The following is a 24,912-nucleotide window of genomic DNA, read 5'->3' as shown; positions in this document are numbered from 1 at the left end:
CTTGCGATGAAGAAACTTCGATGCGTTACGACCTGCTTGCCGCAATCTTGCTGTGTAGCCCCGCGATCGCAGTTGCCGCGCCTGCGACCGGTGTCGATTTCAGTCACGACGACTGGACCATCGCCTGCGACAACACCCGCACCTGCCGCGCCGCCGGCTATCAGCCGGACGAAGGCGATCACCTGCCGGTCTCGGTGCTGCTGACGCGCAAGGCCGGCGCCGGCCAGGCGGTGACGGCCGAGCTGATGCTGGGCCAGTACGACGAGATCAAGCTACCGGCGTCGCTGAGCCTGCAGATCGATCAGCGCGATCTTGGCAAGCTGGCGCTGGATGGCAAGAGCGGCACCGCAGCGTTGAGCAGCACGCAGGTGGCCGCGCTGCTGGCGGCACTGACACGCAACAGCAAGATCGTGGCGGTCGGCAACGATGGCCGCCGCTGGCAGCTGTCCGATCGCGGCGCGGCGGCGACGCTGCTGAAGATGGACGAGTTCCAGGGCCGGCTGGGCACGCGCGGCGCACTGGTGCGCAAGGGCGATCGCGACGAGACCGGCGTACTGCCGGCGCTGCCGGTACCCCAGGTCCGCGCAGCCAAGCTGGCAGCAGCGCAGGCCGGCGACGCGCGCATTGGCACATTGCCGGCGCTGTACCAGGCGCTGCGCGCCACGCTTCCGACCGATGAAGAATGCAAGGGCCTGGACGCAAGCGATGCCACCGAACCACTGACCGTCACCCGGCTCAGCAACGACAAGCTGCTGGTCTCAACCGATTGCTGGATGGGCGCGTACAACGTCGGCACCGGGTTTTGGGTCGTCAATGCGCGTGCACCGTTCGCGCCAACGCTGGTGACCACGCAGGCCAGCGACATCGATGGTTCCACCCTGTTGTCGTCGCAAAAGGGCCGCGGCCTGGGCGATTGTTACAGCGAGGCCAGCTGGACCTGGGACGGACGCCGGTTTGTGCCGACCTCCAAATCCACGTCCGGCCTGTGCCGCCTGGTGGCTGCGGGCGGCGCGTGGGAATTGCCGACGCTGGTGACCGAGGTCAAGAAGTCACCTTGATCGAAGCGAGGACAGTGCGAGTGTGCGCTTGCACTATCCTGTCGGCTTGCCTTGACCAGGTCATGGAAACGACAAGCCGAGACGGCAGCATGGCTGGGGATTGGCGGGGAGCGGCACAGGGATGTGCCGCGACGGCGAGTCAGACAGGATGTGTGACCGGGCCGAGGAGCCGACCCCGGACGCGCTGTCGCCGTACCGAAGCCAGCGACTGACAGCCGCGCGCTTGGCTGTACCCGGAGCACCGTACCCTCACCCAACCCCTCCACGGACGGATTCACGGCGTGTCCTGCGAGCGGTGAGGACATCGCGCCCTCGAGCAACGCGGCTCGGAACCATCGCGCCAAGCCGGCAGATCAGGCCGTGATGGTTGCCGGCTCGCAATGCTCGACGATCAACTGCACTGCGGTGCCGCCGCGATAATCGTCGCTGACCAGGCGGTACGCCAGCCGCACCAAGCGTGGCGGCTCGCTGCCGCGCCAACCGTTGAAGTGGATGGCATTGAGCGGTTCGGCGCGGCCGGCGCAGCGCAGGGTGAGCTTGAGGTGGCGCTCCTTGAGCACCCGGTACTGCAGCACCTCGAACTGACCATCGAACAGCGGCTCCGGAAAGCCCTGCCCCCACGGACCGGCCACCCGCAAGGCTTCGGCGTGCACGTGATCGAGTTCGTGCGCGGCGAGTTCGCCATCGCTGTGCAACTCGGCATGCAGCAGCGACGCATCCACCATCGCGTGAACCTGTGCCTGAAAGGCCTGCTCGAAAGTCGCCAGCGCGGCGTGCTCGATGCTCAAGCCCGCGGCCATCGCATGGCCGCCAAACTTCTGTATCAAGCCCGGATGACGCGCATCCACCGCCGCCAGCACGTCGCGGATATGCAGGCCGGGAATGGACCGCGCCGAACCGCGCAACTGGCTGCTGCCCGGCTCGGCCGGCGCCAGCGCGATCACCGGGCGATGCAACCGATCCTTCAATTTGGAGGCGACCAAGCCGATCACGCCGGGGTGCCATTGCGCATCGAACAGGCAGGCGGCGATCGGCAAGGCGCCATCGGCGTCCAGCACCACCTTGGTCACCAGCTGCTCGGCATCGTCGGTCATCAACTGCTGCACCGCGCGGCGCTCGGCGTTGATCTCTTCCAGGGTGGCGGCGATCTCGCGTGCGCGGTTCCAGTCCTCGCTGAGCAGCAGCTCGATGCCAAGCGCCATGTCTTCCAGCCGGCCGGCTGCGTTGAGACGTGGACCCAACGCAAACCCGATATCGCTGGCGCCCAAGCGCGCGACATCGCGGCCGCTGGCATCGATCAAGGCGCGCAAGCCGATGCAGCCGCGGCCCTCGCGCAGGCGGCGCAACCCTGCCGACACCAACGCGCGGTTGTTGGTGTCCAGCGGCACCAGATCGGCCACCGTACCGACGGCGACCAGATCCAGCAACACCGACAGATCCGCTTCGGTGCGGCCGGCAAAGGCGCCACGCGCGCGCAGGGCACTGCGCAGCGCCAGCAAGACGTAAAAGATCACGCCCACGCCGGCCAGCGATTTGCTGGGGAAGCTGTCGACCGCCAGGTTCGGGTCGACGATCGCATCGGCCGGCGGCAACACCTCACCGGGCAAATGGTGATCGGTCACCAGCACCGTCCAGCCCCGCGCCTTGGCCGCCGCCACACCGGCGTGGCAGGCGATGCCGTGGTCGACGGTGACCAGCACATCCGGCTGCAGCACGGCCAATTCGTCCACCAATGCGGGCGACAGGCCATAGCCGTGCACCATGCGATTGGGCACCGCGTGGTGCACATCCAGCGCGCCGAGCATGCGCAAACCGCGCACGCCCACCGCGCAGGCAGTGGCGCCATCGCAGTCGAAATCGCCCACCACCAGGATGCGCCGTTGCCGGGCGATCGCATCGGCCAACAGGTTGGCGGCCACGTCGCTGTTATGCAGCAGCTCCGGCGAGAGCAACTGGCCCAGCCGCGGCTGCGCGCCCTGCGCATCGCCGACACCACGCGCGGCGTAGATGCGGCGCAGCAGCGGCAACATGGCATCGGGCCAGCTTCCGGCCTGCCCTGGTGGGCGCCGGACGATCCGGGGAGTGGAGGTCATTGCGCCAGTTGCTGCCGCGGCTTGCGCCAGAACCGCCAGCGTTGCGAGCGCGCCAGCGACAGCGTTTCGCCGTCCTGGAAATCCAGCACCAGCCGATCCAGCTCGCCACGTGCCATCGCCGCCAGCAGCGGTGCCACTGCGTCGTCGCCGAACTGCTGCAGCGAACGCAGATGACGCAAGTCCACCAGCGCGTCCACGCGCTGTTCGCCCTGCGCATCGGCACCGGCCGCCAATGCCAGCGCACGCAGCAGCGATTCGCGGCTGCGGACCTGGCGATGCGGCGATGTCACTGCATGCGGCAGCACGCCGCCGCCCCAGAACCACAGCGAATTGATCGCCGGTTTGCCGGCGGCCACGCGGCCCTCGTTCCAGGGATGTTGATGCAGCACGACCTGCGCTTCGGTCAGCAAGGCACGCCAGCGCCGGCCCGGATCGCCGGCCGGCAAATGGTCGAACAGATCGTCGCCGATCGCCACATCCGGCGGCGCGAACTCCGGCAACTTGGCATCCGGGGACAGACGCAGATACCAACGCGATGGCGTCGGTGCATCGAGCAAGAAGCCCGCATCGCCGAACATCGGCTTGAGGATCGGCAGCAACACTGCCAGGTCCTCGGCCGTGGCGCCGAGCGCCTCGCCATAGCCCATCAAGCGCGCGCCCTGCATGTCCGGCACCACATAGGCCGGGTCGGCCCGCACCCAGGTCGCGCCCGCGGCATCGCCGGCATCCAGTTGCCGGGTCAATGCCGCCACCGGCCAGTGCGCCGGCGTCAGCGTGAAATGCCGCTGCAACTGCGCCACTTCGCCGGCATCGGCGGCGTGCAGATCTGCACGCGCCAGGGCGCTGGCCACCGCCGCGTTGTCCAGCGTTCCAGGCAGACGGCGTTTTTCGGGCAGCAGCAGCGTTGCGGTCGTCATCGCTCAGGCGTCAGTGGGTCAATCCAGGTACGCGACGCTGACCACTTCGTACTCGCGCTGGCCGGCCGGCGCATCGATGGTCACCGAATCGCCTTCCAGCTTGCCGATCAGGGCGCGCGCCAGCGGCGAGGAAATCGCGATCAGGCCCAGCTTGATGTCCGCTTCCAGATCGCCAACGATCTGGTAGCGCTTCTCTTCGTCGGTCTCGGTATCGGCCAGGGTCACGGTGGCGCCGAACACGATCTTGCTGCCGGCCGACAACTTGGTGATGTCGATGATCTCGGCATGCGACAGCTCGCCTTCCAGCTGCTTGATGCGGCCTTCGATGAAGCTCTGCTGCTCGCGCGCAGCATGGTACTCGGCGTTTTCTTTCAGATCGCCGTGCGCACGCGCTTCGGCGATCGCAGCGATCACCGCCGGGCGCTTGACCGACTTCAGTTGATCCAGTTCCTCGCGCAGACGTTGCGCGCCCTTGGATGTCATGGGTGCTCTCATGCTTGAAGCTCCTTGTGCAGTTCCTGCAGCGACCAGACGGGGCCGGTGCCGCGGAATTCCAGCGAATGCACCAGCGCCTTGGCGCCAGCGACAGTGGTCGAATAGGTCACGCGATGCTGCAGCGCTTCACGCCGGATCGAGAACGAGTCCGAGATGGCGGCGCGACCTTCAGTGGTGTTGACGATGTAGACGATCTCGCCGTTCTTGATCGAATCGACGATATGCGGGCGGCCCTCGGCCACCTTGTTGACGATCTCGCAGCTCAGCCCGTTCTGCTGCAGCCAGGCGCCGGTACCGCGCGTGGCCACCAGGGTGAAGCCGCGTTCCACCAGCGCCTGCGCCACCGGCAGCACGCGCTGCTTGTCCGGGTCGCGCACCGACACGAAGGCCTTGCCCACCGGCGGTGCCTTGATGCCGCCGGCTTCCTGCGCGCGCGCGAAGGCGGCGCTGAAGCTGCGGCCCACGCCCATCACCTCACCGGTGGAACGCATCTCCGGCCCGAGGATCGGGTCCACGCCCTGGAACTTGGCGAACGGGAAGATCGCTTCCTTGACCGAGTAATAGTCCGGCACGATTTCCTTGGTGGCGCCCTGCTCGGCCAGCGTCTTGCCGGCCATGCAGCGCGCGGCGATCTTGGCCAGCGGGATGCCGATCGCCTTGGACACGAACGGCACGGTACGCGAGGCACGCGGGTTCACTTCCAGCAAGAACACCACATCGTCGCCGGCCTCGTTGACCTGCACTGCGAACTGGGTGTTCATCAGGCCGACCACGTTCAAGCCTTCGGCCAGCATCACCACCTGGCGACGCAGCTCGGCCTGGGTCTTGGGCGAGAGCGAATACGGCGGCAGCGAGCACGACGAATCGCCCGAATGCACGCCGGCTTCTTCGATGTGCTCCATCAGCCCGCCGATCAGCACGTTGCCGTCCTTGTCGGCAATGATGTCCACGTCCACTTCCACCGCGTTGTCGAGGAAGCGGTCCAGCAGCACCGGCGAATCGTTGGAGACCTTGACCGCATCGCGCACATAGCGCGCCAGGTCGGATTCGCCGTACACGATTTCCATCGCGCGACCGCCGAGCACGTAGCTCGGGCGCACCACCAGCGGGTAGCCGATCTCGCGTGCCAGCACCAGCGCCTCGTCGGCATTGCGGGCGATGCGGTTCGGCGGCTGCTTCAGGCCCAGCTTGTCGACCAGCTGCTGGAAGCGCTCGCGGTCCTCGGCCAGATCGATCGAATCCGGCGAGGTGCCGATCACCGGCACGCCATTGGCTTCCAGCGCGCGCGCCAGCTTCAGCGGGGTCTGGCCGCCGTACTGCACGATCACGCCCTTGGGCTGTTCCAGCTCGACGATTTCCAGCACGTCTTCCAGCGTCAGCGGCTCGAAGTACAGGCGGTCGGAGGTGTCGTAATCGGTGGAGACGGTTTCCGGGTTGCAGTTGACCATGATGGTTTCGAAACCGTCATCGCGCAGCGCCAGCGCCGCATGCACGCAGCAGTAATCGAACTCGATGCCCTGGCCGATGCGGTTGGGGCCACCGCCCAGGATCATGATCTTGTCGCGATCGGTCGGCAGCGCTTCGCATTCGTCCTCGTAGGTCGAATACAGGTAGGCGGTACTGGTCGCGAATTCGGCCGCGCACGAATCCACGCGCTTGTAGACCGGGCGCACCTTCAGCGCGCGCCGCAGCGTGCGCACCGACTCTTCGTTGCTGCCGGTCAGCTCGGCCAGGCGCGCGTCGGAGAAACCGGCGCGCTTGAGCTTGCGCAGACGCGGTGCGTCCAGTGCGGCCATGCCATCGTCGGCCAGCTGCTGCTCGTGGCTGATCAGTTCTTCGATCTGATCCAGGAACCATGGGTCGATGAACGACAACGCATAGACATCGGCCACGCTCATGCCGGCGCGGAAAGCGTCGGCGACATAGAACAACCGCTCCGGGCCCGGTGCCTTGAGCTCGCGCTTGAGCGCGGCGATATCGTCTTCGCTGCTCAGATCCAGGCCGGTCGGGTCCAGCCCGATCTTGCCGGTTTCCAGCCCACGCAACGCCTTCTGCAGCGATTCCTGGAAGGTGCGGCCCATCGCCATCACCTCGCCCACCGACTTCATCTGGGTGGTCAGGCGGGCGTCGGCCTGCGGGAATTTTTCGAATGCAAAACGCGGGATCTTGGTGACCACATAGTCGATCGACGGCTCGAACGAGGCCGGGGTCAGCCCACCGGTAATCTCGTTGCGCAATTCGTCCAGCGTGTAGCCCACCGCCAGCTTGGCGGCGACCTTGGCGATCGGGAAACCGGTGGCCTTGGAGGCCAGCGCCGACGAACGCGACACGCGCGGATTCATCTCGATCACCACCACCCGGCCAGTGGTCGGGCTGATGCCGAACTGCACGTTGGAGCCGCCGGTATCCACGCCGATCTTGCGCAGCACCGCGATCGAGGCATCGCGCAGGCGCTGATATTCCTTGTCGGTCAGCGTCTGCGCCGGCGCCACGGTGATCGAGTCGCCGGTATGCACGCCCATCGGATCGAGGTTTTCGATCGCGCAGACGATGATGCAGTTGTCCGCGGTGTCGCGGACCACTTCCATCTCGAATTCCTTCCAGCCCAGCACCGATTCTTCCACCAGCACTTCGGTGGTCGGCGACAGTTCCAGGCCACGGCCAACGATCTCGATCAGCTCTTCGCGGTTGTAGGCGATGCCGCCGCCGCTGCCGCCCAGGGTGAAGCTGGGACGGATGATGGTCGGGTAGCCGACCCGGGTCTGGATATCCAGCGCCTCTTCCAGCGTGTGCGCCACTTCGGCCTTGGGACAATCCAGGCCGATCTCGCCCATCGCCACGCGGAACAGCTCACGGTCTTCGGCCATGCGGATCGCTTCGCGCTTGGCGCCGATCAGCTCGACGTTGTATTTCTCCAGCACGCCATGGTCGGCCAGGTCCAGCGCGCAGTTCAGCGCGGTCTGCCCGCCCATGGTCGGCAGCAGCGCGTCGGGCTTTTCCTTGGCGATGATCTTTTCGACCGTCTGCCAGTTGATCGGCTCGATATACACCGCATCGGCCATGTCCGGGTCGGTCATGATCGTGGCCGGATTGCTGTTGACCAGCACCACGCGATAGCCCTCGTCGCGCAGCGCCTTGCACGCCTGCGCGCCGGAGTAATCGAACTCGCAGGCCTGGCCGATGACGATCGGGCCGGCGCCGATGATCAGGATGGTTTTTAGGTCGGTGCGCTTGGGCATGGGGGTCCTCAGTAAAGTCGGTCCTGCCACGCCGCAGGGGCGAGCCAGGTAATTTGGTCGGGCGATCGGGCATCGATCGCGCCATGGTCGACCGCGGCGCGAACCTCTCGCTGCATCGCGGCCCAGCTCGGAGCGGCCGCGCCGATGCGCGCGCCGATCATGTTGTTGTGGGCATCCATGGCCCGGCTGGCGTTGCCCTGCCCGCCGCGCTCCATCACCGCGGTCACCAGATCCACGCAGCGCGGGGACAAGGTATAGGCGACGATGGCGCTGGCAAGGCTGTGCCGATACGCATCGGCGGGGCCGTTGCGTCCACCTTCCAGCCCGGCACCGAGCCATTGCGAATACACCGCAATCAGCACGAACGCCGGATAGGCCGCCAACACCAGCGCCGCCAACACGTACACACGCCAGCGGCGCAGTCGCGACGGCAGTGCCAGCGCGGCCATCATCAGGCCTTGGCCGCCATCAACGCGGTAAACCGGTCGAACAACGGCCCCACATCGCGCGGGCCCGGCGAGGCTTCCGGGTGGCCCTGGAACGAGAACGCCGGTGCGTCGGTCAATGCGATGCCCTGGTTGGTGCCATCGAACAGCGAACGATGGGTCACCCGCACATTGGCCGGCAGCGTGCTTTCGTCGACTGCGAAACCATGGTTCTGCGAGGTGATCATCACCCGCCCGCCATCCAGATCCTGCACCGGATGATTGGCGCCGTGATGGCCGGTGGTCATCTTCACCGTCTTGGCGCCAGCGGCCAGCGCCAGCAATTGATGCCCCAGGCAGATGCCGAAGGTGGGCACCTTGTTGGCGATCAATTCCTGGATCGCGGCGATCGCGTAATCGCAAGGCTCCGGATCGCCCGGGCCGTTGGACAGGAACACGCCATCCGGCTGCATCGCCAGCACCTCGGCCACCGGCGTGCGCGCCGGCACCACGGTGACGTCGCAACCACGGTCGGCCAGCATGCGCAGGATGTTGAGCTTGACGCCGTAGTCATAGGCCACGACTTTGTGCTTCAACTCGGCGCGCACGAACGTGTCCGAGTTCAGATCCAGCGAGCCTTCCTGCCAGGTGTAACGCGTCTCGGTGGAGACCACCTTGGCCAGGTCCATGCCCTTCAGGCCGGGGAAGCTGCGCGCGGCTTCCAGTGCCTTTTCCACGTCGATCTCGCCGGCCATCAGCGCGCCGTTCTGGGCGCCCTTCTCGCGCAACAGGCGGGTCAGCTTGCGGGTGTCGATCCCGGAAATAGCCACCACGCCGCGTGCCTGCAGCCATTCCGGCAGGGCGACTTCGCTGCGCCAGCTGCTGGGGCGACGCGGCACGTCGCGCACGATCAGGCCGGCCGCCCAGATCTTGCGGGCCTCGTCGTCCTGGTCGGTAAAGCCGGTATTGCCGATATGCGGATAGGTCAGCGTGACCATCTGGCGGGCGTAGGAGGGATCGGTCAGGACTTCCTGGTAACCGGTCATGGCGGTGTTGAACACCACTTCGCCGACGGAAAGCCCGTTGGCGCCTACGGATTCGCCCTCGAACACGGTGCCGTCTTCGAGGACAAGGATTGCGGGTTGGGTCACGTGGGGTCTCGCTCTGGCTGCCTGGGACTCCGATGCGCTTCCGGCCAAATTCCGGTTGCAGCAAAGCGCGGACGCGGTGCTGAGGACCGGTCCGACGCTGGTTCGGGCAAGCGAGAATTGTAAAGGCAAGTGCCCCGGCATGCCAGCCTGCGACGCACCTCCTGCGGCATGAGCGCTGCAACGGCGGCATGAATAGGCTACGCGACCGCGCAGTTGTTCATGCGCGGTTGCGCGGGCTACAACACCAGGTCGCGCACGCGGTAGCTGCCGGCGGGCCGGCCGATCAGGCGTTTGGCCGCGTGCAGCGCACCGCGTGCGAAGATGTCGCGGTTGGTGGCGCGGTGCACCAGCTCCACCCGCTCGCCCAGCCCGGTGAACTGCACCGTGTGCTCGCCGACGATGTCGCCGGCACGCAGGCTGGCAAAGCGCGGCTGCGCACCGCTGCCGGTGGCCGCCTCGCCCAACGTCAGTGCGGTCCCGGATGGCGCGTCCTGCTTGTGCACGTGGTGCGCCTCGATGATGTCGCAATCCCACCCAGGCAAGGTGCCGGCAGCGCGCTCGACCAGTTCGGTCAACACCGCCACACCCAGGCTGAAGTTGGAGGCCCACACCAACGGGATCTGTCGTGCGGCTTCGAGCAGCGCGGCGCGCTGCGTCTCGTCCAGCCCGGTGGTTCCGGACACCAAGGGCTTACCGCGTTGCGCGCACAACGCCAGGATCGGTGCAAAACCCTGCGGCAGGCTGAAGTCGATCGCCACATCGAAGGCAGGCGCACCGCCCAGCTCGCTGGCGGCAAAGAACGGCACGCCGTCCACCACCCGCTGCGACGGCGAGCGCCCTACCACGGCGCCGACGACATGCAATGCGTCGTCTTCGGCCGCCAGGCGCAGCAATGCCTTGCCCATCCGCCCGGAGGCGCCGTGGATCAGAACTTTTACGGGAGACGTTGTCATATCCGCAGGCTAGCGAGGCGGCGGGGGTTGCACAAGGTGCGGGGGAATCGGGAATCGGGATTGGGGAATCGTCAGAGCGGTGTGCGAGGTCTGAGCGCTTGTTGGGGATGTTGTGGTTTGGTGGATGTGGCGTGTGCTGCAGCCTGGTGATTGCAGCGCTTCTTAAGCCGCGCGCTGCTAGAGCGCACTTGGATATCACGCGCGTGCGGCGATGCGCCCGGGCCCGCAGCACGCGACGTTGTTTTTGCGCGGGTGGCTACCGCCAGGTGATGGACAACCGGCGAGCGCGACGCTTGCTCAGTCGTCGACGCCGGTCAGCCGTCTGCTCCAGCTTTCCACTTGGCTGCGTTGCAGGCGGCGTTCGAACAGGGCCTGCCACGACGGCACCAGCGGAAGACGCAGCACCGCGGTGATGGCAGCGACGTCGACTTCGCGTGCATACAGCACCTGCTGCAGCCGCGACAGGCTCCACTGCGGATGCGGCCGCTCCTGCAATGCCAGCGTGTCGCCGCACGCCACCGCGCCGGGCTGCAGCACGCGGTAGTACCACCCGGTGCGGCCGGTTTCCTGCACGCGGCGCGCCATGTCGCGTACACCGAAGCGATCGGACAACTTCCAGCACGGCTGGCGCAGCTGCGAGACCTCCACGACGGCGGTGCCCAGGGTAAAGCGGTCGCCAAGGCAGACCGTGGCCTCGGTCAGGCCGATGCTGCTCAGGTTCTCACCGAACGCGCCGGCCGCTTCCAGCAGCGCATGCGCACCAATCTCGTTGCGCCAGGCCGCGTAGTGGTCGCGCGGATAGTGATGGATCGCCTTGTCCGGCCCGCCATGCACGCGACGGTCGCCTTGCTCATCGCCCACCAGCCCTTCGACACCGATAGCGACCGAACCATCGACGGCACGCTTGTCGATCGCGCTGCGGCTACCGGGACGGGTGAAGTCGCGCGCGACGCCGATGGCGACATGATCGATGCGCGCGACAACCGGCGCCTGCCGCACCACGGCGGGCGATGTCATGCGCCATGCCCTGGCAGTTCGGCCAGCGCTTCGCGCAGCACGTCCCCAAGCACCTGGATGCCGGCATCGATTTTCTCGCCCGGCACGGTGACGAACGACAGCCGCAGCGTATTGGCTTGCGGCAGGGTCGCAAAGAACGGCGCCCCCGGCACGAACGCGACATTGCGTGCGATCGCGCGCGCCAGCAATGCAGTGCCATCCAGCCCAGTCGGCAGGCTCACCCACAGGAACATGCCGCCTTCGGGACGATTCCATTGCACCTGCGCCGGGAAGTGCCGATCCAGCGCTTCCAGCATCAGGCTGCATTGCCGCGCGTACAACGCACGGATCTGCGGGATATGCGTGTCGAGAAAGTCGTCCTGCAGCGTCTGATACACCACGCGCTGGGTAAACGACGGCGTATGCAGGTCGGCCGCCTGCTTGGCCTGGATCAACTTGCCAAGCACGGCCTCGGGTGCAACGACGTAGCCCAACCGCAGCCCGGGCGCCAACACCTTGGAGAACGACCCCATGTAGATGACGCCTTCGGGGTTCATCGACAGCAGGCTCGGCAAGGGGTCGCCGCTGTAGTACAGCTCGCCGTACGGGTCGTCCTCGACGATCGGCACGCCGGCCTCGGCCGCGCGCGCGACCAGCGCCTGACGTCGCGCCAATGGCAGACGCCGCCCGGTGGGATTCTGAAAATTGGGCAGGCAATACAGAAAGCGCGCATCGGCCAGCAGCGCCGGATCCAGCGCATCCACCACCACGCCATCCTGGTCCGACGGCATGCCGACAAACGCGGGCTGGAACAGCGAGAACGCCTGCAACGCACCCAGATAACTCGGCGTCTCCACCAGCACCTTGCTGCCTTCGTCGATGAACACCTTGCCGAGCAGATCCAGACCCTGCTGCGAGCCGGTGGTGATCAACACCTGGCTGGGCCGGATGCTGGCGCCGTCACGGCTCAGCCGCGCGGCCACCCATTCGCGCAGCGGCGCATAGCCCTCGGTCGGGCCGTATTGCAACGCAGCCTGCGGCGCCTCGCGCAACACCTGGTCGCTGGCCGCGCGCATGCGCTCGACCGGAAAGGTCGCCGGCGATGGCAGGCCGCCAGCGAAGGAAATCACCTCCGGCCGCTCGGTCACCTTGAGGATTTCGCGAATCGCCGAACTGGTCAGCGCCTGCGCACGTCGGGAGATCTGGAAGGAGGTCGTCATGCTGCAAGCATACCCAACGCCCGCGACCCCGGCGCTGTGCACTGCAGCGTGCCTGCGTCGATGCAGTGCAGCCAGCAACACCCGGCGGGCAGTCGTCAGGCAGATGCGGACGGCTCACAACCGGAGCGTGCAAGTGGCCCATGCCGCGCCCCGGCCGCGCCCACCCGGCGGCGCGCACAGTCGCGTTGCTTAGCGCTGCCAGCGGCGGCGTAGAACGCGCCGCCGCCACCGGCTATTGATATGCCGGACCAACCCAGGCAGTGCCTTCGCTCCGCGTGATCAAGGTCTTCCAGCGCTTGCGCACGACCTTGTCGCGCGAACGGAAGGTCATGCGCAAACCCGGCAAGCCGAGCGTGGCCCGTGTTTCGACCATCGCCGATTGCTCATCGGGGGCGATCTCGATCTTGGTAATCGAGTGCTTGTAGTCGATCAATTCTTCCGGCTCGGCCACATGGCGCATCTGCTGCAGCACCTGTGCCCACTCGCCGTTGGACTTGCAGTACTTGGCGCGATCGGTGGTCTCGCGCTTCTGATGGGAATCCATGCGGTACAGCACCACCATTTCGAAGTCCGGCGCGGTCAAGGCGCATAGCGCCTCCCCATCCTGACTGACCATCGCCTTGTCGTGCGCGGCGTAGAAATCGCGCACCTGCTTCTCGTCGAGCGAGTTGCCGCCATAGTTGTACAGACCCGCAACCGCGGCCAAGACCGCCAACAACACCAGCAAACGCATGCACAGCCCCCTGTCACGCCGCGTCCTGCGGCCGTGCAAGTGTAGCCGAGGCGAAAGGTCTCAGTGCTTGCGCGTTGGCGCGGGGCCGCAACTGTCGCACCCACCGCAGGCCGCGCTGCCCTGCGCCGCCGGCGGCGCCACGCGCCGGCCCAGCGTACGCATCCAGGCCGGCCGCCCATCGCGCAGCAACGCGAGCGCAAGCGCGCCGCGCATCCGTCGCAAGACGCCCGGAAATTGTTTCTGCATCACCACCCACAGGCTGACCAGCACCGCGATGGCGATCACCACGTATTGCAGGGTGAGCGAAAGGTCCATGTCAGCCGGCGCCAAACAACACGGCCAGCTGATAGGTCAGCAGCGAGGCCAGGTAGGCCAATGCAAACAGATAGACCGCACTGATGGTCATCTGCTTCCAGGAGTTGGTTTCGCGCTTGATCGTGGCCAGGGTGGAGATGCACATCGGCGCGTAGATGTACCAGACCAGCAGCGACAGCGCGGTGGCCAGCGACCAGCCATCGCTGATCAGCGGCGACAAGGCCTGCGCCGCTGCATCGTCATCGGCCGCCGACAGCGCATAGACGGTCGCCAGCGACGCCACTGCCACCTCGCGCGCGGCCAGGCCGGGAATCAGCGCGATGCAGATCTGCCAGTTGAAGCCCAGCGGCGCGAAGAACACCGCCATCGCGTGGCCGATGCGGCCTGCAAAGCTGTAGTCGATCGGCGGCAGGGTCGCATCGGCCGGCGCGGCCGGGAACGACAACAGGAACCACAGCAGAATGGTCAACGCCAGGATGATGCCGCCCACACGCTTGAGGAAGATCCAGGCGCGTTCCCACAACCCCAGCGCCAGATCGCGCAGGTGCGGCACGCGGTAGGACGGCAGCTCCAGCATCAAGGGGTGTTCGCTCTTGTCGCGACGCCACTTCTTCATGGTCCACGACACCAGCAACGCGCTGACGATGGCCGCGGCATACAGCCCGAACAGCACCAGACCCTGCTGATTGAAGATGCCCCACACGGTTTTTTGCGGAATGAAGGCGCCGATCAGCAGCGCATACACCGGCAACCGCGCCGAGCACGTCATCAGTGGCGCCACCATGATGGTGGCGAGCCGGTCGCGCGGGTCCTGGATGCTGCGCGTGGACATGATGCCCGGCACCGCGCACGCAAAGCTCGACAGCAACGGAATGAACGAGCGCCCGGACAGGCCGGCCGCCGCCATCATGCGATCAAGCAGGAACGCCGCGCGCGGCAGGTAGCCGGATTCTTCCAGCGCCAGGATGAAGGCGAACAGGATCAGGATCTGCGGCAGGAAGACGATCACCCCGCCCAGGCCGGCGATGACGCCATCCTTGAGCAGGCTGTTGAGCGGGCCCTCCGGCAGCGTGGTGCCCACCCACTCGCCCAGCATCGCGGTGCCGGCATCGATCAGGTCCATCACCGGGGTGGCCCAGGCGTACACCGCCTGGAAGATCAGGAACATCACCACCGCCAGCGTCACCAAGCCCCAGATCGGGTGCAGCAGCCAGCGATCCAGCGCATCGTCCACGCGCGAGGTGCGCGTCGGCATGGTCACTGCCGCACTCAGGATCTGCCGCACCTGCGCATGGTAGTTGCCATCGGCAGGCGGCGTGGCGCTCGGTGCCGCCAGGCTCGCAGCCTGCGCGTCGATGCGCTCGACCAGCGCCTTGGCGCCGCCGCGCCGCACCGCCACCGTCTCCACCACCGGCACGCCGAGCGCCTGCTCCAGGGCCGGCAGGTCGATGACGATGCCACGCCTCTGCGCCGCATCGACCATGTTCAGCGCCACGATCATCGGCCGCCCCAACTCGCGCAGTTCCAGCGCAAAGCGCAGATGCAGGCGCAGGTTGGTGGCATCCATCACGCAGACCAGTACGTCAGGGGCCGGTTCGCCGGGATAGAAACCGCGGCACAGGTCGCGGGTGATCGCCTCGTCCAGGCTGGCCGGCTGCAGGCTGTAGGCGCCGGGGAGATCGAGCACCGCAAAGTCGCGGCCGGACGGCGCACGAAAATGCCCTTCCTTCCGTTCGACGGTGACGCCGGTGTAGTTGGCCACCTTCTGGCGGCTGCCGGTCAGCTGGTTGAACAACGCGGTCTTGCCGCTGTTGGGGTTGCCCACCAGCGCCAGACGCAACGGCACGGCCGCCGCCGTCATGCCGATGCTCCGTCTTGCCGTACCTGCACGCGCGCGGCCTCGCTACGACGCAACGCAAAACGGGTGTAGCCGACCTGCACCAGCAACGGTTCGCGGCCGACCGGCCCGGTGGCCAGCACCGTGACCTCCTCGCCTGCGACAAACCCCAGCTCGCGCAGACGCCGGGCGATCGTGTCGTTGGGGAGACGATCCTCCACGGAGTCCACGATGGCGGCGCAGTGCAAGGGCATGTCGGACAGCGTCACAAAGACGGCCTGATTGTTAGGAATGGTTCTCAATTCTAGCATCGACGCACCGCGTCATGGCTCCGGCGATCCGTGCCGCTATCATGGTTCGCATCCCATTCATGGACGCATGCGCAATGCAGGACACCGGCTTGATCGTTGAGGACCACGGACCGGTCCGCACCCTGCGGCTGCACCGCCCCAGCGTGCACAACGCCTTCGATGCGACTTTGATCTGCGCCTTGACCGACGCGTTACAGCGGGCCGGCACGGCGGCGCACGTTCGCGTGGTGATCCTGACCGGTGCCGGCGCGGCCTTCTCTGCCGGCGCCGACTTGCACTGGATGCGCGGCATGGTTGCGGCCAGCGAGGCCGACAACGCCGCCGATGCGCTGGCGCTGGCGCGCCTGATGCGCACCCTCGACGAACTGCCCAAGCCCACCATCGCACGCGTCAACGGCGCCGCCTTCGGTGGCGGCGTGGGATTGGTGGCGTGCTGCGATATCGCCATCGGCTGCACCGAGGCCCGCTTCGGGCTGACCGAGAGCAAGCTCGGGTTATTGCCCGCGGTGATTTCGCCGTATGTCATCGCCGCCATCGGCGCACGCCAGGCGCGCCGCTGGTTCGCCACCGGCGAGATCTTCGATGCCGGTACTGCGCAGTTGTTGGGGCTGCTGCATCAACTGGTGGCAGCCGATCAACTGGATATCGCGGTGGAGCGGCAGGTGCGCCTGTTGCTGGCCGCCGCGCCGCTGGCCGCCAGCACCGCCAAGTCGTTGGTCCGCTCGGTGCTGCCGGCCGCCGACCGCGATGCCATCGATGCCGCCAACGCCGCATGGATCGCCCGCTTGCGCGTCTCGCCCGAAGGCCAGGAGGGCCTGGGCGCATTCCTGGACAAACGCTCCCCGGCCTGGGTGCCGGAGAACGCGGCATGAGCCCCCTGGTGGTTGTCCGCATCGCTGCAAGCAGCGGGGCGCGGGCATGAACGACTTCGTGCGGATCGTCGAGGTGGGCCCGCGCGACGGGCTGCAGAACGAGGCGCAACCGATCGCCACCGCCGACAAGATTGCGCTGATCGATCGGCTGTCGGCCACGGGCCTGCGCACCATCGAGGCGACCAGTTTCGTCAGCCCGCGCTGGGTGCCGCAGCTGGCCGACGCGGCCGAGGTCTTTGCCGGCATCGCACAGACGCCTGGCATCGCCTATCCGGTGCTGGTGCCGAACCTGCAGGGCTACACCCGCGCGCAGGCGGCGGGCGCGCAGGAAGTGGCGGTCTTCACTGCGGCGTCGGAGGCCTTCAACCGCACCAATACCAATGCCGGTATCGACGAGTCGCTCGAACGGTTCCGGCCGATCCTTGCGCAGGCCGCCCTCGACGGCGTGCGCGTGCGCGGCTACGTCTCCACGGTGCTGGGTTGCCCGTATCAAGGCGAGGTGCCAGTGGCCGACGTGGTGGATGTCGCCCGGCGGCTCTATGCGCTGGGCTGCTACGAAATTTCGCTGGGCGACACCATCGGCGTCGGCACCCCGCGCAAGGCGCGCCAGATGCTGGCCGCCGTGGCAGAGGCGGTGCCGATGCACGCACTGGCCGTGCACTTCCATGACACCTATGGGCAGGCGCTGGCCAATATCGCCGCCTGCCTGGAACAGGGCGTGCGCGTGGTCGATGCGGCGGTGTCCGGCGCCGGTGGATGCCCGTACGCCAAGGGCGCCAGCGGCAATGTCGCCAGCGAAGACGTGGTGTATCTGCTGCACGGCTTGGGCATGCCGAGCGGGATCGACCTGCCCGCCCTCGCCCACACCGGCCGCTGGCTGGCGCACCTGCTGGGCCGCGAGACCGGCAGCAAGGTCGGCAAGGCGCTGGCAGCCGCGTAGCCTGCACATTTCGTCACATCATCTTTACTTTTCGTGATAGATGTCGCATAAAAGCGGCGCCACCCGAATGACCGGGTGCGCTTCTTCAGGGGGACATCGATATGTGTCGTAACACCGGACTGCGCGCATTGCGTGCGGCACTGGCATTGCTCTTGTGCGCCTCTTTGAGCGCATGCATCACCGTAAAGTCGTATGTCGACCCCGCCTTGCCGGTTGTCACGCAAAGTCAGTTCACGGCGCCCAGTGCGCCGGACCCGGTCCTTGTGCTGTTCGAGTTCCGTACCAAGGGCAACGCTAACGCGCGTGCCACCGAAGAAATGCGCAGCCGAGTGATCGCCGCAGTGGCGCAGTCGCATCAGTTTGGGCAGATCGGCGGCAACGCACCCGGTGCCGGGCAATTGCGACTGGTGATCGACAATGTTCCGCTCACCGACAACGCGGCGGCAAAAGGATTTGGCACAGGTCTAACGTTTGGTCTGGCTGGCAGTCTGGTCACCGATGGCTACATCTGCACCGCTGTCTACACGCGCGCAGGCAAGACCACGCAGACCACTGTGAAGCACGCACTCCACACCACGGTCGGCAACAAGGCAGGCCCGGCCGGATTGCCCGCCAAGACACCTGCCGAGGCCGCGAATGTGGTGGTCGATCAGCTCGTGCTCAATGCGCTGAAGCAACTTGCCGCGCAAGGCGCTTTCGTGGATTCCGGCGCTTGAACGGTGTCACGCGATGTCTCCTTCTGGCGGTGCTGTGCATGCTGTTACCGGCATGCGCCTCCCTGCAGGCCCCCAAATATCAGCCCGGTATCGACAACAGCGCAGCGCTGCTTCGCCAACCGATCTCCGTCGGCGTGGGCAAGTTCGACGCAGCCGCTGGCGTGGAAAACCACTCCCTGAGCTTGCGTGGCAATCCACTCAGAAGTGGCGGCGATGGCACCTATGCGAGCTATCTGCGCGATGCATTGATCGAGGAATTGGAGACAGCTCAGGCGCTATCGGCAAACAGCGCCGTGGAGCTGCGCGGGACGCTGACCAAGAACACCGTCAACGCGGCCGGCGTCAGGATCGGGCGCGCCCAGATCGGCGCCCGCTTCGTGCTCGTGCGTGGTGGCATCGTGGTCTACGAGCGGGAGCTCTCCGTCGAACATCAATGGGAAGCCTCCTTCATTGGCGCTGTGGCAATCGCGGCAGCGGCCGACAACTACGGCACGACGGTGCAGAAGCTGATCGGAGCGCTCGTCAGCGACCCCGCGTTCATCGCTGCCGCACGTGGTAGCTAGCCCGCTCGCGCCTCCTGCCACTGCTCAGCGAGAGCGCGTCGCACTCGGCTAGAATGCGCGTTCTCCTGGGAGGGACAATAGCTATGAAGCCAGCTGAAACCTGCGCCGTCATCACCGGCGGCGTGTCCGGCCTGGGCCTGGCGGTGGCACAACGCATCGTGGCCGATGGCGGCAAGGTCGTGCTGTTCGACGTCAATGCCGACAAGGCCGATGCGGCGCTGGCCTTGCTGGGTGCCGGCAATGCGCACTACCTGCCTACCGATGTCACCGACGAAGCACAGGTGGCCGCCAATGTCGCGCAGGCCGCGCAGGCGTTGGGCGGACTGAATCTTGTGGTGAACTGCGCCGGCATCCTGGGGGCCGGCCGTGTGCTCGGCAAGGAGGCGCCCATGCCGCTGGCGACCTTCCGCACCACCGTGCTGGTCAACCTGGTCGGCAGCTTCAATGTCGCCAAGGCCGCGGCCGATGTGATGCAGCACAACCCCGCCGGCGACGATAGCGAGCGCGGGGTGATCATCAATACCGCGTCGGTGGCCGCCTTCGAGGGCCAGATCGGCCAGGCGGCCTATGCCGCCAGCAAGGGCGGCGTGGTCGGCATGACGCTGCCGATGGCGCGCGAGCTGGCGCGCTTTGGTATCCGCGTCATGACGATCGCACCCGGCGTGTTCTGGACACCGATGGTGGACGGCATGCCCGAGGCCGTGCAGCAATCGCTGTCCGCGGCGATTCCGTTCCCCTCACGCCTGGGCCAGCCCGACGAATACGCCGACACCGTTGCCTTCATCCTGCGCAACCGCTACCTCAACGGCGAAACCATTCGCCTGGACGGCGGCGTGCGGTTGGCACCCAAGTAGCCGGGATTGGTGAGTCGGGATTGGGGATTGGCAACGGCAACCGCCGCCTGCAACCCAGCCGCACTTGCCAATCCCAAATCCCCAATCCCCAATCTCCGACTTACATCCATGAAAGCTAACGACATCAAGAAAGGCAACGTCGTCGAATACAACGGCGGCATCTACCAGGTCCGTGACATCGAGCGCAGCTCGCCGCAGGGACGTGGTGGCAACGTGCGCTTCCGCTTCATCATGTACAGCGTGCCGGGCGGGGTGAAAACCGATGCCAGCTTCGATGCCGACGACAATCTGCCGGAAGTGGAACTGCTGCGTCGCCTGTCCACGTTCTCGTACAAGGACGGCGAGGCGTTCGTGTTCATGGACGACGAAGACTTCACGCCTTACACCCTGGACGCCGATGTGATCGGTACCGATGCCGGCTACATCACCGATGGGCTGACCGGCATCTATGTGCAGGTGATCGACGACCAGCCGGTGGCGGTACAGCTGCCGCAGACGGTAACCCTGGAAGTGGTCGAGACGCCGCCGGAGCTCAAGGGCGGCACCGCCACCAAGCGCCCCAAACCGGCCAAGCTCAACACCGGCATGGAAATCATGGTGCCCGAGTACATCACCAACGGTGAGCGCGTGCTGGTCAACACCACCACCGGCGAATTTGCCGGCCGCGCCGACTGATGCGTCGCCTGGCCGTTGCCCTGACCCTGGGGTTGCTGGCTGCCTGCACCGCGGAACCGGCTCCTGCGCCGGTCTCCGCTGCGGCCCCCTGCACCGACCCCAAGGTGGAAGACGAATGGCTGCAACATCCGGCAGGCCTGTGCGGCATGCCGGAGGATGTGCGCAAGCTGGTAGAGGACTACGACACCTGCGAACACTTCGCCGGCGAAGAACCCTACGACGCCGACCGCCGCCACGAAATCGAGGTGGCAGTGGCGCAGTTCTGCACACCCGCACCGGCGCGCCTGGCCAAGTTGATGCAGCAATACCGCAACGACGCGCACATCAGCGAGTGGTTGCGCCAGTATTCGGCGCAAGCGGATCTGCAGCCAGCTGGCTGAGGTGCGCTGGCTGGTGTGATAGGTGCCAGCTGGTGCAATGCGGCGTCCCTGGCCGGGGCACTGGGAATAGGGACTTACCGCTGCAGGCTACAGCGCATCCCTTCTCCCATCGGGAGAAGGTGGCGCGCAGCGCCGGATGAGGGTGCGGCGACGTAGAGAATGCTGGCCAACCGCACCCTCACCCCACCCCCTCTCCCGGCGGGAGAGGGGCTAGGTGAGCCGGCCATGGTGTTCCATCATTGCCAGCGCAGCAGCGCTGCGATCAACTCCCCGGAGCGCGCAGCCCTCTTCCCGGAGCGACTACGAAGTTATCCACCTCGTAGCGCTCCTCCCTCCGCGTGGTCAGGATCGCTATCGCGCCTGCAGAGGTACGCCGATATCCGGCCGCACTTCGTCAGCGCTCGCATCACCGCGCGCGAGCACACGCAGTCGTGCGCGCAAGCGCTCCACACTTGCCTCGCCCTGCTCCAATGCAGTGCGCACGTCGGCCGGTAATTGCTGCCGACCCAGCGCCTGCAGTTGTTTCCAACCATCGATCAACACACCACTGTCTTGCGCCACACGTGCGGTCAGTCGTCGTTGCTCGTCTGCCTGCGGCAAGCCGTAACCGGAGTTGCCCAGCAAGGTGGCCGGATGACTGAGCTGCGCCTGCCGCGCGAACAACGCCTGCAGCTGCCCTTGCACGGCATCACGCCCGGCAGTACCAGGCTGCAGCAGGCGCTTGAGCGCATCGCGCGACAACAACTCCTGACGCCGCAACGCGGCCTGTTCCAGCAACAAAGCTGCCGCCGTCTCGCGTAAACCACCTTGATCGAACCATTGCGCGCGTGCATCCGGTCGCGCATCCAGCCATTGCTCCACGCTCGCTTGCGGCACCGGGATGCCGCGCCGAAGCACGTCGAACATGGCCTGATAATGCGCCGCCGCCGATTCGAAGTAATAGCCCTGACGTGTCGCCTGCGCGCGGTCGTCCAGCACGTGCAGATCGGCAAGGCCGGCGCGCTGCAGGCGCTGACGTACGCCGCGCGGGGTGATCGATGACAGGCCGGCTGCAGCCAGGCGCGGCACGCCGTCATGCAGCAACTTGTAGGTTTCCACCGCGCAGTTGTTGCTGATGAAGTAATAGCGCCCGTCGTAGCTCCAGTGCACCTGTGCGGCGCGCGTCAGCAGCGCGGCGATCTCATCCGCGCTCAGCGCCAGCGGCACCGACGACAGGGCACGCAGCTCCACCTTGGTGTACTCGTCGATGACCTGGTTCAGCGGCAGCACGAACAAGCGCGACGGGTACGATCCGGTCAGCCCGCGCCAGCTGGAAATCTGCACATCGCCGACGAATGCACGAAACGACAGCACGCGGTGATACTGCAGATCCAGCCGGCACGCCGGCCCTGGGACGCGACCGGGCGCGCAGATCACCAGGCGCAACATGCTGTGGCCCCAGCGACTCATCGGCTGCTCGTTGCCTTCGGCAAGCAGATAGTCCACCGCATAGACCCGCGCCGGGTCCAACGCCAGCAACGACATCGCACCGGCGTCGTTGTCGGCCTGCAGATATGGCAAGGTCGGCGCGCACGCGGCGACAGCTTGCGGCGGCCCTAGCCGCTCGGAAAACCATGCCGCAAGCGCCGGACGGCGGCAGGCATAGTCCGCATCCAGCACATAATGCTCAAGATTGACCGCGACGAATTCGGCCGGGCTATGCCGCTCGTACGCATCCGGACTGCGGTCGCTGAAGCGGTTTGCGCCGCGTCCGACCCGCCACGGACGCACCTGCCAGCCGGCAAGATCGCGCAGGCGTGGGTCGCGCGACAACGCGCTGCCCGCTCCACGGTCGCGCACATGCGCCAATTCGTGCACCAACGCCGCCATCGCCGCGCGTGTGGCCGGCGCGTTGATGTCCGTGCGTGCGCTGGCAGGCTGCATGCTCCAGGCCTGCAACAGCGCATGATCGAGCAGGATGCGATGGCCGATCGCGCGGCCATGCACCTGCGCCGGCAGGTCGCGGCGCCACTGCAATTGAATGGGTGCGGCATCGTGCTGTCCCCACCCTGTCGGCAACCGGTGTTGAACCTGCTGCACCAACGCCAGGCTGGCTGCGTGTTCTGACGGGGTCAGCTCCGATGCAACAACCGACACCTGCAGCGTGGGCGAACGCTGCGATTGGGCGTGCGCCGCCGGTGCGATCGCTGCGGCCAGCCACAGCCACGCGCACCGGCGACGACCAGTCACTGCGCCAGGATGGACTGAGCCAGTTCCAGGTCGCTGGAAGCGCGCGCCGCATCGCTGCGACTGCGCAATTGCAGCAATGCCGCTTCCAGACGCGCGCCGCGGATGGCACCGTCGCTGGCCACGAAGCCGGCTGCATCTTCGCGCGCGTCGGCAACCACCTTGTCGTCGCCGGAACTGCTGCTGTTGGACGAGCCGGCCGACGACGCGCCGGCCGAGGTTCCCGCAAGACTGGATGCGGCGGCGGCCAGCGGCAGCAGGGTCAAAGCACAAAACACCAGGGAGCGCATCATCGGCGTGTCATTCCATGTGAGGTGGTGAAAAGACTACCCGGCAGTCGCTGCGCCGGGCACCTCGTCCATGTCGAACAGCTTGCCGGGATTCAGCAAAAGATGAGGATCGAGCACATGTTTGACGCCGCGCATCACCGCGATTTCTGCCGCGGAGCGCGTGCTCCACAGATAGGGCTTCTTGACCAGCCCGATCCCATGCTCGGCAGAAATGCTGCCGCCAAAGCGCTGCAGCGCATGTGCCAGCACCTTGGTGACCTGATCGCAGGCCGTCACGAAGTCGGCCTGACTGGTGTCGTCAGGCTTGAGCACATTGATATGCAGGTTGCCGTCGCCGATATGGCCGAACCACACCACATCGAAATGCGGATACGCCTCGCCGAGCAGTGCCTGGGTTTCGGCCAGAAACGCCGGCATTGCCGAGATGCGCACCGATACATCGTTCTTGTACGGCGTGTAGCGCGCCACCGCTTCAGTGATGCCCTCGCGCAGCCGCCACAGCTGCGCGGCCTGCGCATCGCTCTGGCTGATCACCCCGTCGCTGACCCAGCCCTGCTCCATGCAGGTTTCGAAGGCCGCCATCGCTGCGGCTTCCTGTGCGTCATCGCCGGCGGCAAACTCGGTGACCACGTAGTACGGATGCACCTGCGCAAACGGTGCCTGCGCGCCGTGCGCAAGCACGTGCTCCAGCGCGCGGTCGGTGAAGAACTCGAACGCTTCCAGACGCAGCTGCGCGCGGAATGCGGCAAACACCTGCATCAACACCTCGAACGAGGGCAGCGCCAGCAGCATCACATTGCTCGGCGGCGGCGGGTCGGTCAGCCGCAGCGTCGCTTCGACCACGATACCGAGCGTGCCTTCGGAACCGATCATCAGATGACGGAAATCGTAGCCGCTGGAATTTTTCACCAAGGCATTGTTGAGCTCGAGCAGCTCGCCACCGCCGGTGACCACTTTCAGCCCGGCAATCCATTCGCGGGTGTTGCCATAGCGGATCACCCGAATGCCGCCGGCATTGGTGGCGATGTTGCCGCCGATCGAGCAGGAGCCGCGTGCAGCGAAATCCACCGGATACACCAGCCCATGGTCGCGCGCGGCGTTGTGCACCGCTTCCAGCGGCATGCCGGCCTGCACGGTGAGCGTGCGATCGACTGCGTTGAAGTCCACCGGCTTGTTCAGGCGCTCCAGGCTGAGCACCAGCTCGCCGTTGGCGGCGACCGCGCCACCGGACAAACCGGTACGCCCGCCCGATGGCACCACCGCCACGCCTTGCGTATTTGCCCAGCGCATCACGGCCTGCACTTCGTCCACCGAACCGGGCAAGGCTATCGCGAGCGGGTTCGGCGTCCAGCGCCGGGTCCAGTCGCGGCCGTAATGCTCCAGGTCGGCCGGCTCGGTTTTCAGACGCAGTGCCGGCACGGCCTGTTGCAACGAAAGAATGCGGGGATCGGTCATGGCACACGGCGCTGCAGTAGGAACCGCACAGCGTGCCAGTGCGCGCCGGCCTCGTCCAGTTGCGCTGCAGGGTGCCGCCGCGGGGTTGGATTCAGCTGAAACCGTTGCAGCACAAGGGATTGCCGCGTGCAATCGCCGCATCACGGGCACCCCATCCGGCACCCCATCTGGCATAGTTGCCGACCCGATTGCTGCAAT

24 protein-coding genes are annotated in these 24,912 nt (G+C 66.5%); 8 read left to right on the top strand and 16 right to left on the bottom strand.

What is annotated here, in order from left to right:
• Window positions 1–20 precede the first annotated feature (20 nt).
• Window positions 21–1,058, top strand: a complete 1,038-nt coding sequence (locus Y887_RS00925; protein ID WP_046962591.1) for a DUF1176 domain-containing protein — start codon at window positions 21–23, stop codon at window positions 1,056–1,058.
• A gap of 353 nt (window positions 1,059–1,411) precedes the next feature.
• Here the strand turns inward: Y887_RS00925 and recJ are convergent, their stop codons facing one another.
• From recJ to Y887_RS00860, 13 genes are all read right to left on the bottom strand, one after another.
• Complete coding sequence (recJ, locus tag Y887_RS00920) at window positions 1,412–3,151, bottom strand: single-stranded-DNA-specific exonuclease RecJ (RefSeq protein ID WP_046962561.1); 1,740 nt, start codon at window positions 3,149–3,151, stop codon at window positions 1,412–1,414.
• On the bottom strand, window positions 3,148–4,068 hold the full coding sequence (locus Y887_RS00915) for a phosphoglycerate mutase (protein ID WP_046962560.1): 921 nt from the start codon (window positions 4,066–4,068) through the stop codon (window positions 3,148–3,150). The genes recJ and Y887_RS00915 overlap by 4 nt, the downstream gene beginning before the upstream one ends.
• An 18-nt stretch (window positions 4,069–4,086) precedes the next feature.
• A complete protein-coding gene (gene greA, locus Y887_RS00910; RefSeq protein WP_181112888.1) occupies window positions 4,087–4,551 on the bottom strand; it encodes a transcription elongation factor GreA in 465 nt (154 codons plus the stop codon).
• Window positions 4,552–4,559: 8 nt separating this feature from the next.
• On the bottom strand, window positions 4,560–7,802 hold the full coding sequence (gene carB, locus Y887_RS00905) for a carbamoyl-phosphate synthase large subunit (RefSeq protein WP_046962558.1): 3,243 nt from the start codon (window positions 7,800–7,802) through the stop codon (window positions 4,560–4,562).
• 8 nt (window positions 7,803–7,810) lie between these two features.
• Window positions 7,811–8,254 (bottom strand): DUF6973 domain-containing protein, encoded by a 444-nt coding sequence (locus tag Y887_RS00900; RefSeq protein WP_046962557.1) that lies wholly within the window; start codon window positions 8,252–8,254, stop codon window positions 7,811–7,813.
• A complete protein-coding gene (gene carA, locus Y887_RS00895) occupies window positions 8,254–9,378 on the bottom strand; it encodes a glutamine-hydrolyzing carbamoyl-phosphate synthase small subunit (RefSeq protein WP_046962556.1) in 1,125 nt (374 codons plus the stop codon). The genes Y887_RS00900 and carA overlap by 1 nt, the downstream gene beginning before the upstream one ends.
• Before the next feature lie 236 nt (window positions 9,379–9,614).
• Window positions 9,615–10,331: a 4-hydroxy-tetrahydrodipicolinate reductase gene (dapB, locus tag Y887_RS00890; protein WP_046962555.1), complete on the bottom strand. Its 717-nt coding sequence runs from the start codon at window positions 10,329–10,331 to the stop codon at window positions 9,615–9,617.
• Between the two features lie 297 nt (window positions 10,332–10,628).
• On the bottom strand, window positions 10,629–11,348 hold the full coding sequence (locus tag Y887_RS00885) for an MOSC domain-containing protein (protein ID WP_046962554.1): 720 nt from the start codon (window positions 11,346–11,348) through the stop codon (window positions 10,629–10,631).
• The gene (locus Y887_RS00880) at window positions 11,345–12,547 is read right to left on the bottom strand and encodes an aminotransferase-like domain-containing protein (protein ID WP_046962553.1); all 1,203 of its coding nucleotides are present in this window, start codon (window positions 12,545–12,547) and stop codon (window positions 11,345–11,347) included. The genes Y887_RS00885 and Y887_RS00880 overlap by 4 nt, the downstream gene beginning before the upstream one ends.
• A gap of 232 nt (window positions 12,548–12,779) precedes the next feature.
• Window positions 12,780–13,280, bottom strand: coding sequence for a nuclear transport factor 2 family protein (locus tag Y887_RS00875; RefSeq protein ID WP_046962552.1), 501 nt, complete (start codon window positions 13,278–13,280; stop codon window positions 12,780–12,782).
• Between the two features lie 60 nt (window positions 13,281–13,340).
• Window positions 13,341–13,595 carry a DUF6587 family protein gene (locus Y887_RS00870; RefSeq protein ID WP_046962551.1) on the bottom strand — a complete coding sequence of 85 codons (255 nt, stop codon included), beginning with the start codon at window positions 13,593–13,595 and terminating at the stop codon, window positions 13,341–13,343.
• A 1-nt stretch (window position 13,596) separates the two neighbouring features.
• Window positions 13,597–15,456 (bottom strand): ferrous iron transporter B, encoded by a 1,860-nt coding sequence (gene feoB, locus Y887_RS00865; protein WP_046962550.1) that lies wholly within the window; start codon window positions 15,454–15,456, stop codon window positions 13,597–13,599.
• Window positions 15,453–15,701 carry a FeoA family protein gene (locus tag Y887_RS00860; protein WP_046962549.1) on the bottom strand — a complete coding sequence of 83 codons (249 nt, stop codon included), beginning with the start codon at window positions 15,699–15,701 and terminating at the stop codon, window positions 15,453–15,455. Before Y887_RS00860 ends, feoB begins: the two co-directional genes overlap by 4 nt.
• 116 nt (window positions 15,702–15,817) lie before the next feature.
• Here Y887_RS00860 and Y887_RS00855 point away from each other — a divergent pair, with 116 nt between their 5' ends.
• The 7 genes from Y887_RS00855 to Y887_RS00825 all read left to right on the top strand — a co-directional run bounded on the left by Y887_RS00855 (window position 15,818) and on the right by Y887_RS00825 (window position 20,743).
• Window positions 15,818–16,615: an enoyl-CoA hydratase-related protein gene (locus Y887_RS00855; RefSeq protein WP_046962548.1), complete on the top strand. Its 798-nt coding sequence runs from the start codon at window positions 15,818–15,820 to the stop codon at window positions 16,613–16,615.
• A gap of 46 nt (window positions 16,616–16,661) precedes the next feature.
• On the top strand, window positions 16,662–17,555 hold the full coding sequence (locus tag Y887_RS00850; protein ID WP_046962547.1) for a hydroxymethylglutaryl-CoA lyase: 894 nt from the start codon (window positions 16,662–16,664) through the stop codon (window positions 17,553–17,555).
• Between the two features lie 128 nt (window positions 17,556–17,683).
• Window positions 17,684–18,271: a hypothetical protein gene (locus tag Y887_RS00845; RefSeq protein ID WP_146093327.1), complete on the top strand. Its 588-nt coding sequence runs from the start codon at window positions 17,684–17,686 to the stop codon at window positions 18,269–18,271.
• Window positions 18,268–18,834, top strand: a complete 567-nt coding sequence (locus Y887_RS00840) for a hypothetical protein (protein WP_146093328.1) — start codon at window positions 18,268–18,270, stop codon at window positions 18,832–18,834. Before Y887_RS00845 ends, Y887_RS00840 begins: the two co-directional genes overlap by 4 nt.
• 83 nt (window positions 18,835–18,917) lie before the next feature.
• On the top strand, window positions 18,918–19,688 hold the full coding sequence (locus Y887_RS00835) for an SDR family NAD(P)-dependent oxidoreductase (protein ID WP_046962544.1): 771 nt from the start codon (window positions 18,918–18,920) through the stop codon (window positions 19,686–19,688).
• A 108-nt stretch (window positions 19,689–19,796) separates the two neighbouring features.
• Window positions 19,797–20,363 (top strand): elongation factor P-like protein YeiP, encoded by a 567-nt coding sequence (yeiP, locus tag Y887_RS00830; protein ID WP_046962543.1) that lies wholly within the window; start codon window positions 19,797–19,799, stop codon window positions 20,361–20,363.
• Window positions 20,363–20,743, top strand: coding sequence for a hypothetical protein (locus tag Y887_RS00825; protein ID WP_046962542.1), 381 nt, complete (start codon window positions 20,363–20,365; stop codon window positions 20,741–20,743). Before yeiP ends, Y887_RS00825 begins: the two co-directional genes overlap by 1 nt.
• Window positions 20,744–21,094: 351 nt before the next feature.
• On the opposite strand, the gene Y887_RS00820 is transcribed toward Y887_RS00825, so the two are convergent.
• Genes Y887_RS00820 through Y887_RS00810 form a run of 3 tightly spaced genes read right to left on the bottom strand, consistent with a single transcriptional unit; the run spans window position 21,095 to window position 24,714 of the window.
• Window positions 21,095–22,972, bottom strand: a complete 1,878-nt coding sequence (locus Y887_RS00820) for a DUF7844 domain-containing protein (RefSeq protein WP_046962541.1) — start codon at window positions 22,970–22,972, stop codon at window positions 21,095–21,097.
• Window positions 22,969–23,262, bottom strand: a complete 294-nt coding sequence (locus tag Y887_RS00815; RefSeq protein ID WP_046962540.1) for a DUF2388 domain-containing protein — start codon at window positions 23,260–23,262, stop codon at window positions 22,969–22,971. The genes Y887_RS00820 and Y887_RS00815 overlap by 4 nt, the downstream gene beginning before the upstream one ends.
• Before the next feature lie 33 nt (window positions 23,263–23,295).
• A complete protein-coding gene (locus Y887_RS00810) occupies window positions 23,296–24,714 on the bottom strand; it encodes a D-2-hydroxyglutarate dehydrogenase (RefSeq protein ID WP_046962539.1) in 1,419 nt (472 codons plus the stop codon).
• Between the last annotated feature and the right edge of the window lie 198 nt (window positions 24,715–24,912).

Source organism: Xanthomonas pisi DSM 18956 (assembly GCF_001010415.1).
Classification (GTDB): Bacteria; Pseudomonadota; Gammaproteobacteria; order Xanthomonadales; family Xanthomonadaceae; genus Xanthomonas; species Xanthomonas pisi.
Note: the sequence above shows the minus strand (reverse complement) of the source record. Positions and strands in the feature narration are given on the sequence as shown.

What these genes read in the sequence shown, in the direction of transcription:
- Y887_RS00815 (WP_046962540.1), bottom strand. Translation starts at nt 23,262, where the DNA reads ATGATGCGCTCCCTGGTGTTTTGTGCTTTGACCCTGCTGCCGCTGGCC.
- Y887_RS00855 (WP_046962548.1), top strand. Translation starts at nt 15,818, where the DNA reads ATGCAGGACACCGGCTTGATCGTTGAGGACCACGGACCGGTCCGCACC.
- Y887_RS00810 (WP_046962539.1), bottom strand. Translation starts at nt 24,714, where the DNA reads ATGACCGATCCCCGCATTCTTTCGTTGCAACAGGCCGTGCCGGCACTG.
- feoB (WP_046962550.1), bottom strand. Translation starts at nt 15,456, where the DNA reads ATGACGGCGGCGGCCGTGCCGTTGCGTCTGGCGCTGGTGGGCAACCCC.
- Y887_RS00875 (WP_046962552.1), bottom strand. Translation starts at nt 13,280, where the DNA reads ATGCGTTTGCTGGTGTTGTTGGCGGTCTTGGCCGCGGTTGCGGGTCTG.
- Y887_RS00925 (WP_046962591.1), top strand. Translation starts at nt 21, where the DNA reads ATGCGTTACGACCTGCTTGCCGCAATCTTGCTGTGTAGCCCCGCGATC.
- Y887_RS00915 (WP_046962560.1), bottom strand. Translation starts at nt 4,068, where the DNA reads ATGACGACCGCAACGCTGCTGCTGCCCGAAAAACGCCGTCTGCCTGGA.
- Y887_RS00900 (WP_046962557.1), bottom strand. Translation starts at nt 8,254, where the DNA reads ATGATGGCCGCGCTGGCACTGCCGTCGCGACTGCGCCGCTGGCGTGTG.
- Y887_RS00835 (WP_046962544.1), top strand. Translation starts at nt 18,918, where the DNA reads ATGAAGCCAGCTGAAACCTGCGCCGTCATCACCGGCGGCGTGTCCGGC.
- Y887_RS00870 (WP_046962551.1), bottom strand. Translation starts at nt 13,595, where the DNA reads ATGGACCTTTCGCTCACCCTGCAATACGTGGTGATCGCCATCGCGGTG.
- yeiP (WP_046962543.1), top strand. Translation starts at nt 19,797, where the DNA reads ATGAAAGCTAACGACATCAAGAAAGGCAACGTCGTCGAATACAACGGC.
- carB (WP_046962558.1), bottom strand. Translation starts at nt 7,802, where the DNA reads ATGCCCAAGCGCACCGACCTAAAAACCATCCTGATCATCGGCGCCGGC.
- Y887_RS00850 (WP_046962547.1), top strand. Translation starts at nt 16,662, where the DNA reads ATGAACGACTTCGTGCGGATCGTCGAGGTGGGCCCGCGCGACGGGCTG.
- Y887_RS00825 (WP_046962542.1), top strand. Translation starts at nt 20,363, where the DNA reads ATGCGTCGCCTGGCCGTTGCCCTGACCCTGGGGTTGCTGGCTGCCTGC.
- Y887_RS00880 (WP_046962553.1), bottom strand. Translation starts at nt 12,547, where the DNA reads ATGACGACCTCCTTCCAGATCTCCCGACGTGCGCAGGCGCTGACCAGT.
- Y887_RS00885 (WP_046962554.1), bottom strand. Translation starts at nt 11,348, where the DNA reads ATGACATCGCCCGCCGTGGTGCGGCAGGCGCCGGTTGTCGCGCGCATC.
- dapB (WP_046962555.1), bottom strand. Translation starts at nt 10,331, where the DNA reads ATGACAACGTCTCCCGTAAAAGTTCTGATCCACGGCGCCTCCGGGCGG.
- recJ (WP_046962561.1), bottom strand. Translation starts at nt 3,151, where the DNA reads ATGACCTCCACTCCCCGGATCGTCCGGCGCCCACCAGGGCAGGCCGGA.
- greA (WP_181112888.1), bottom strand. Translation starts at nt 4,551, where the DNA reads ATGACATCCAAGGGCGCGCAACGTCTGCGCGAGGAACTGGATCAACTG.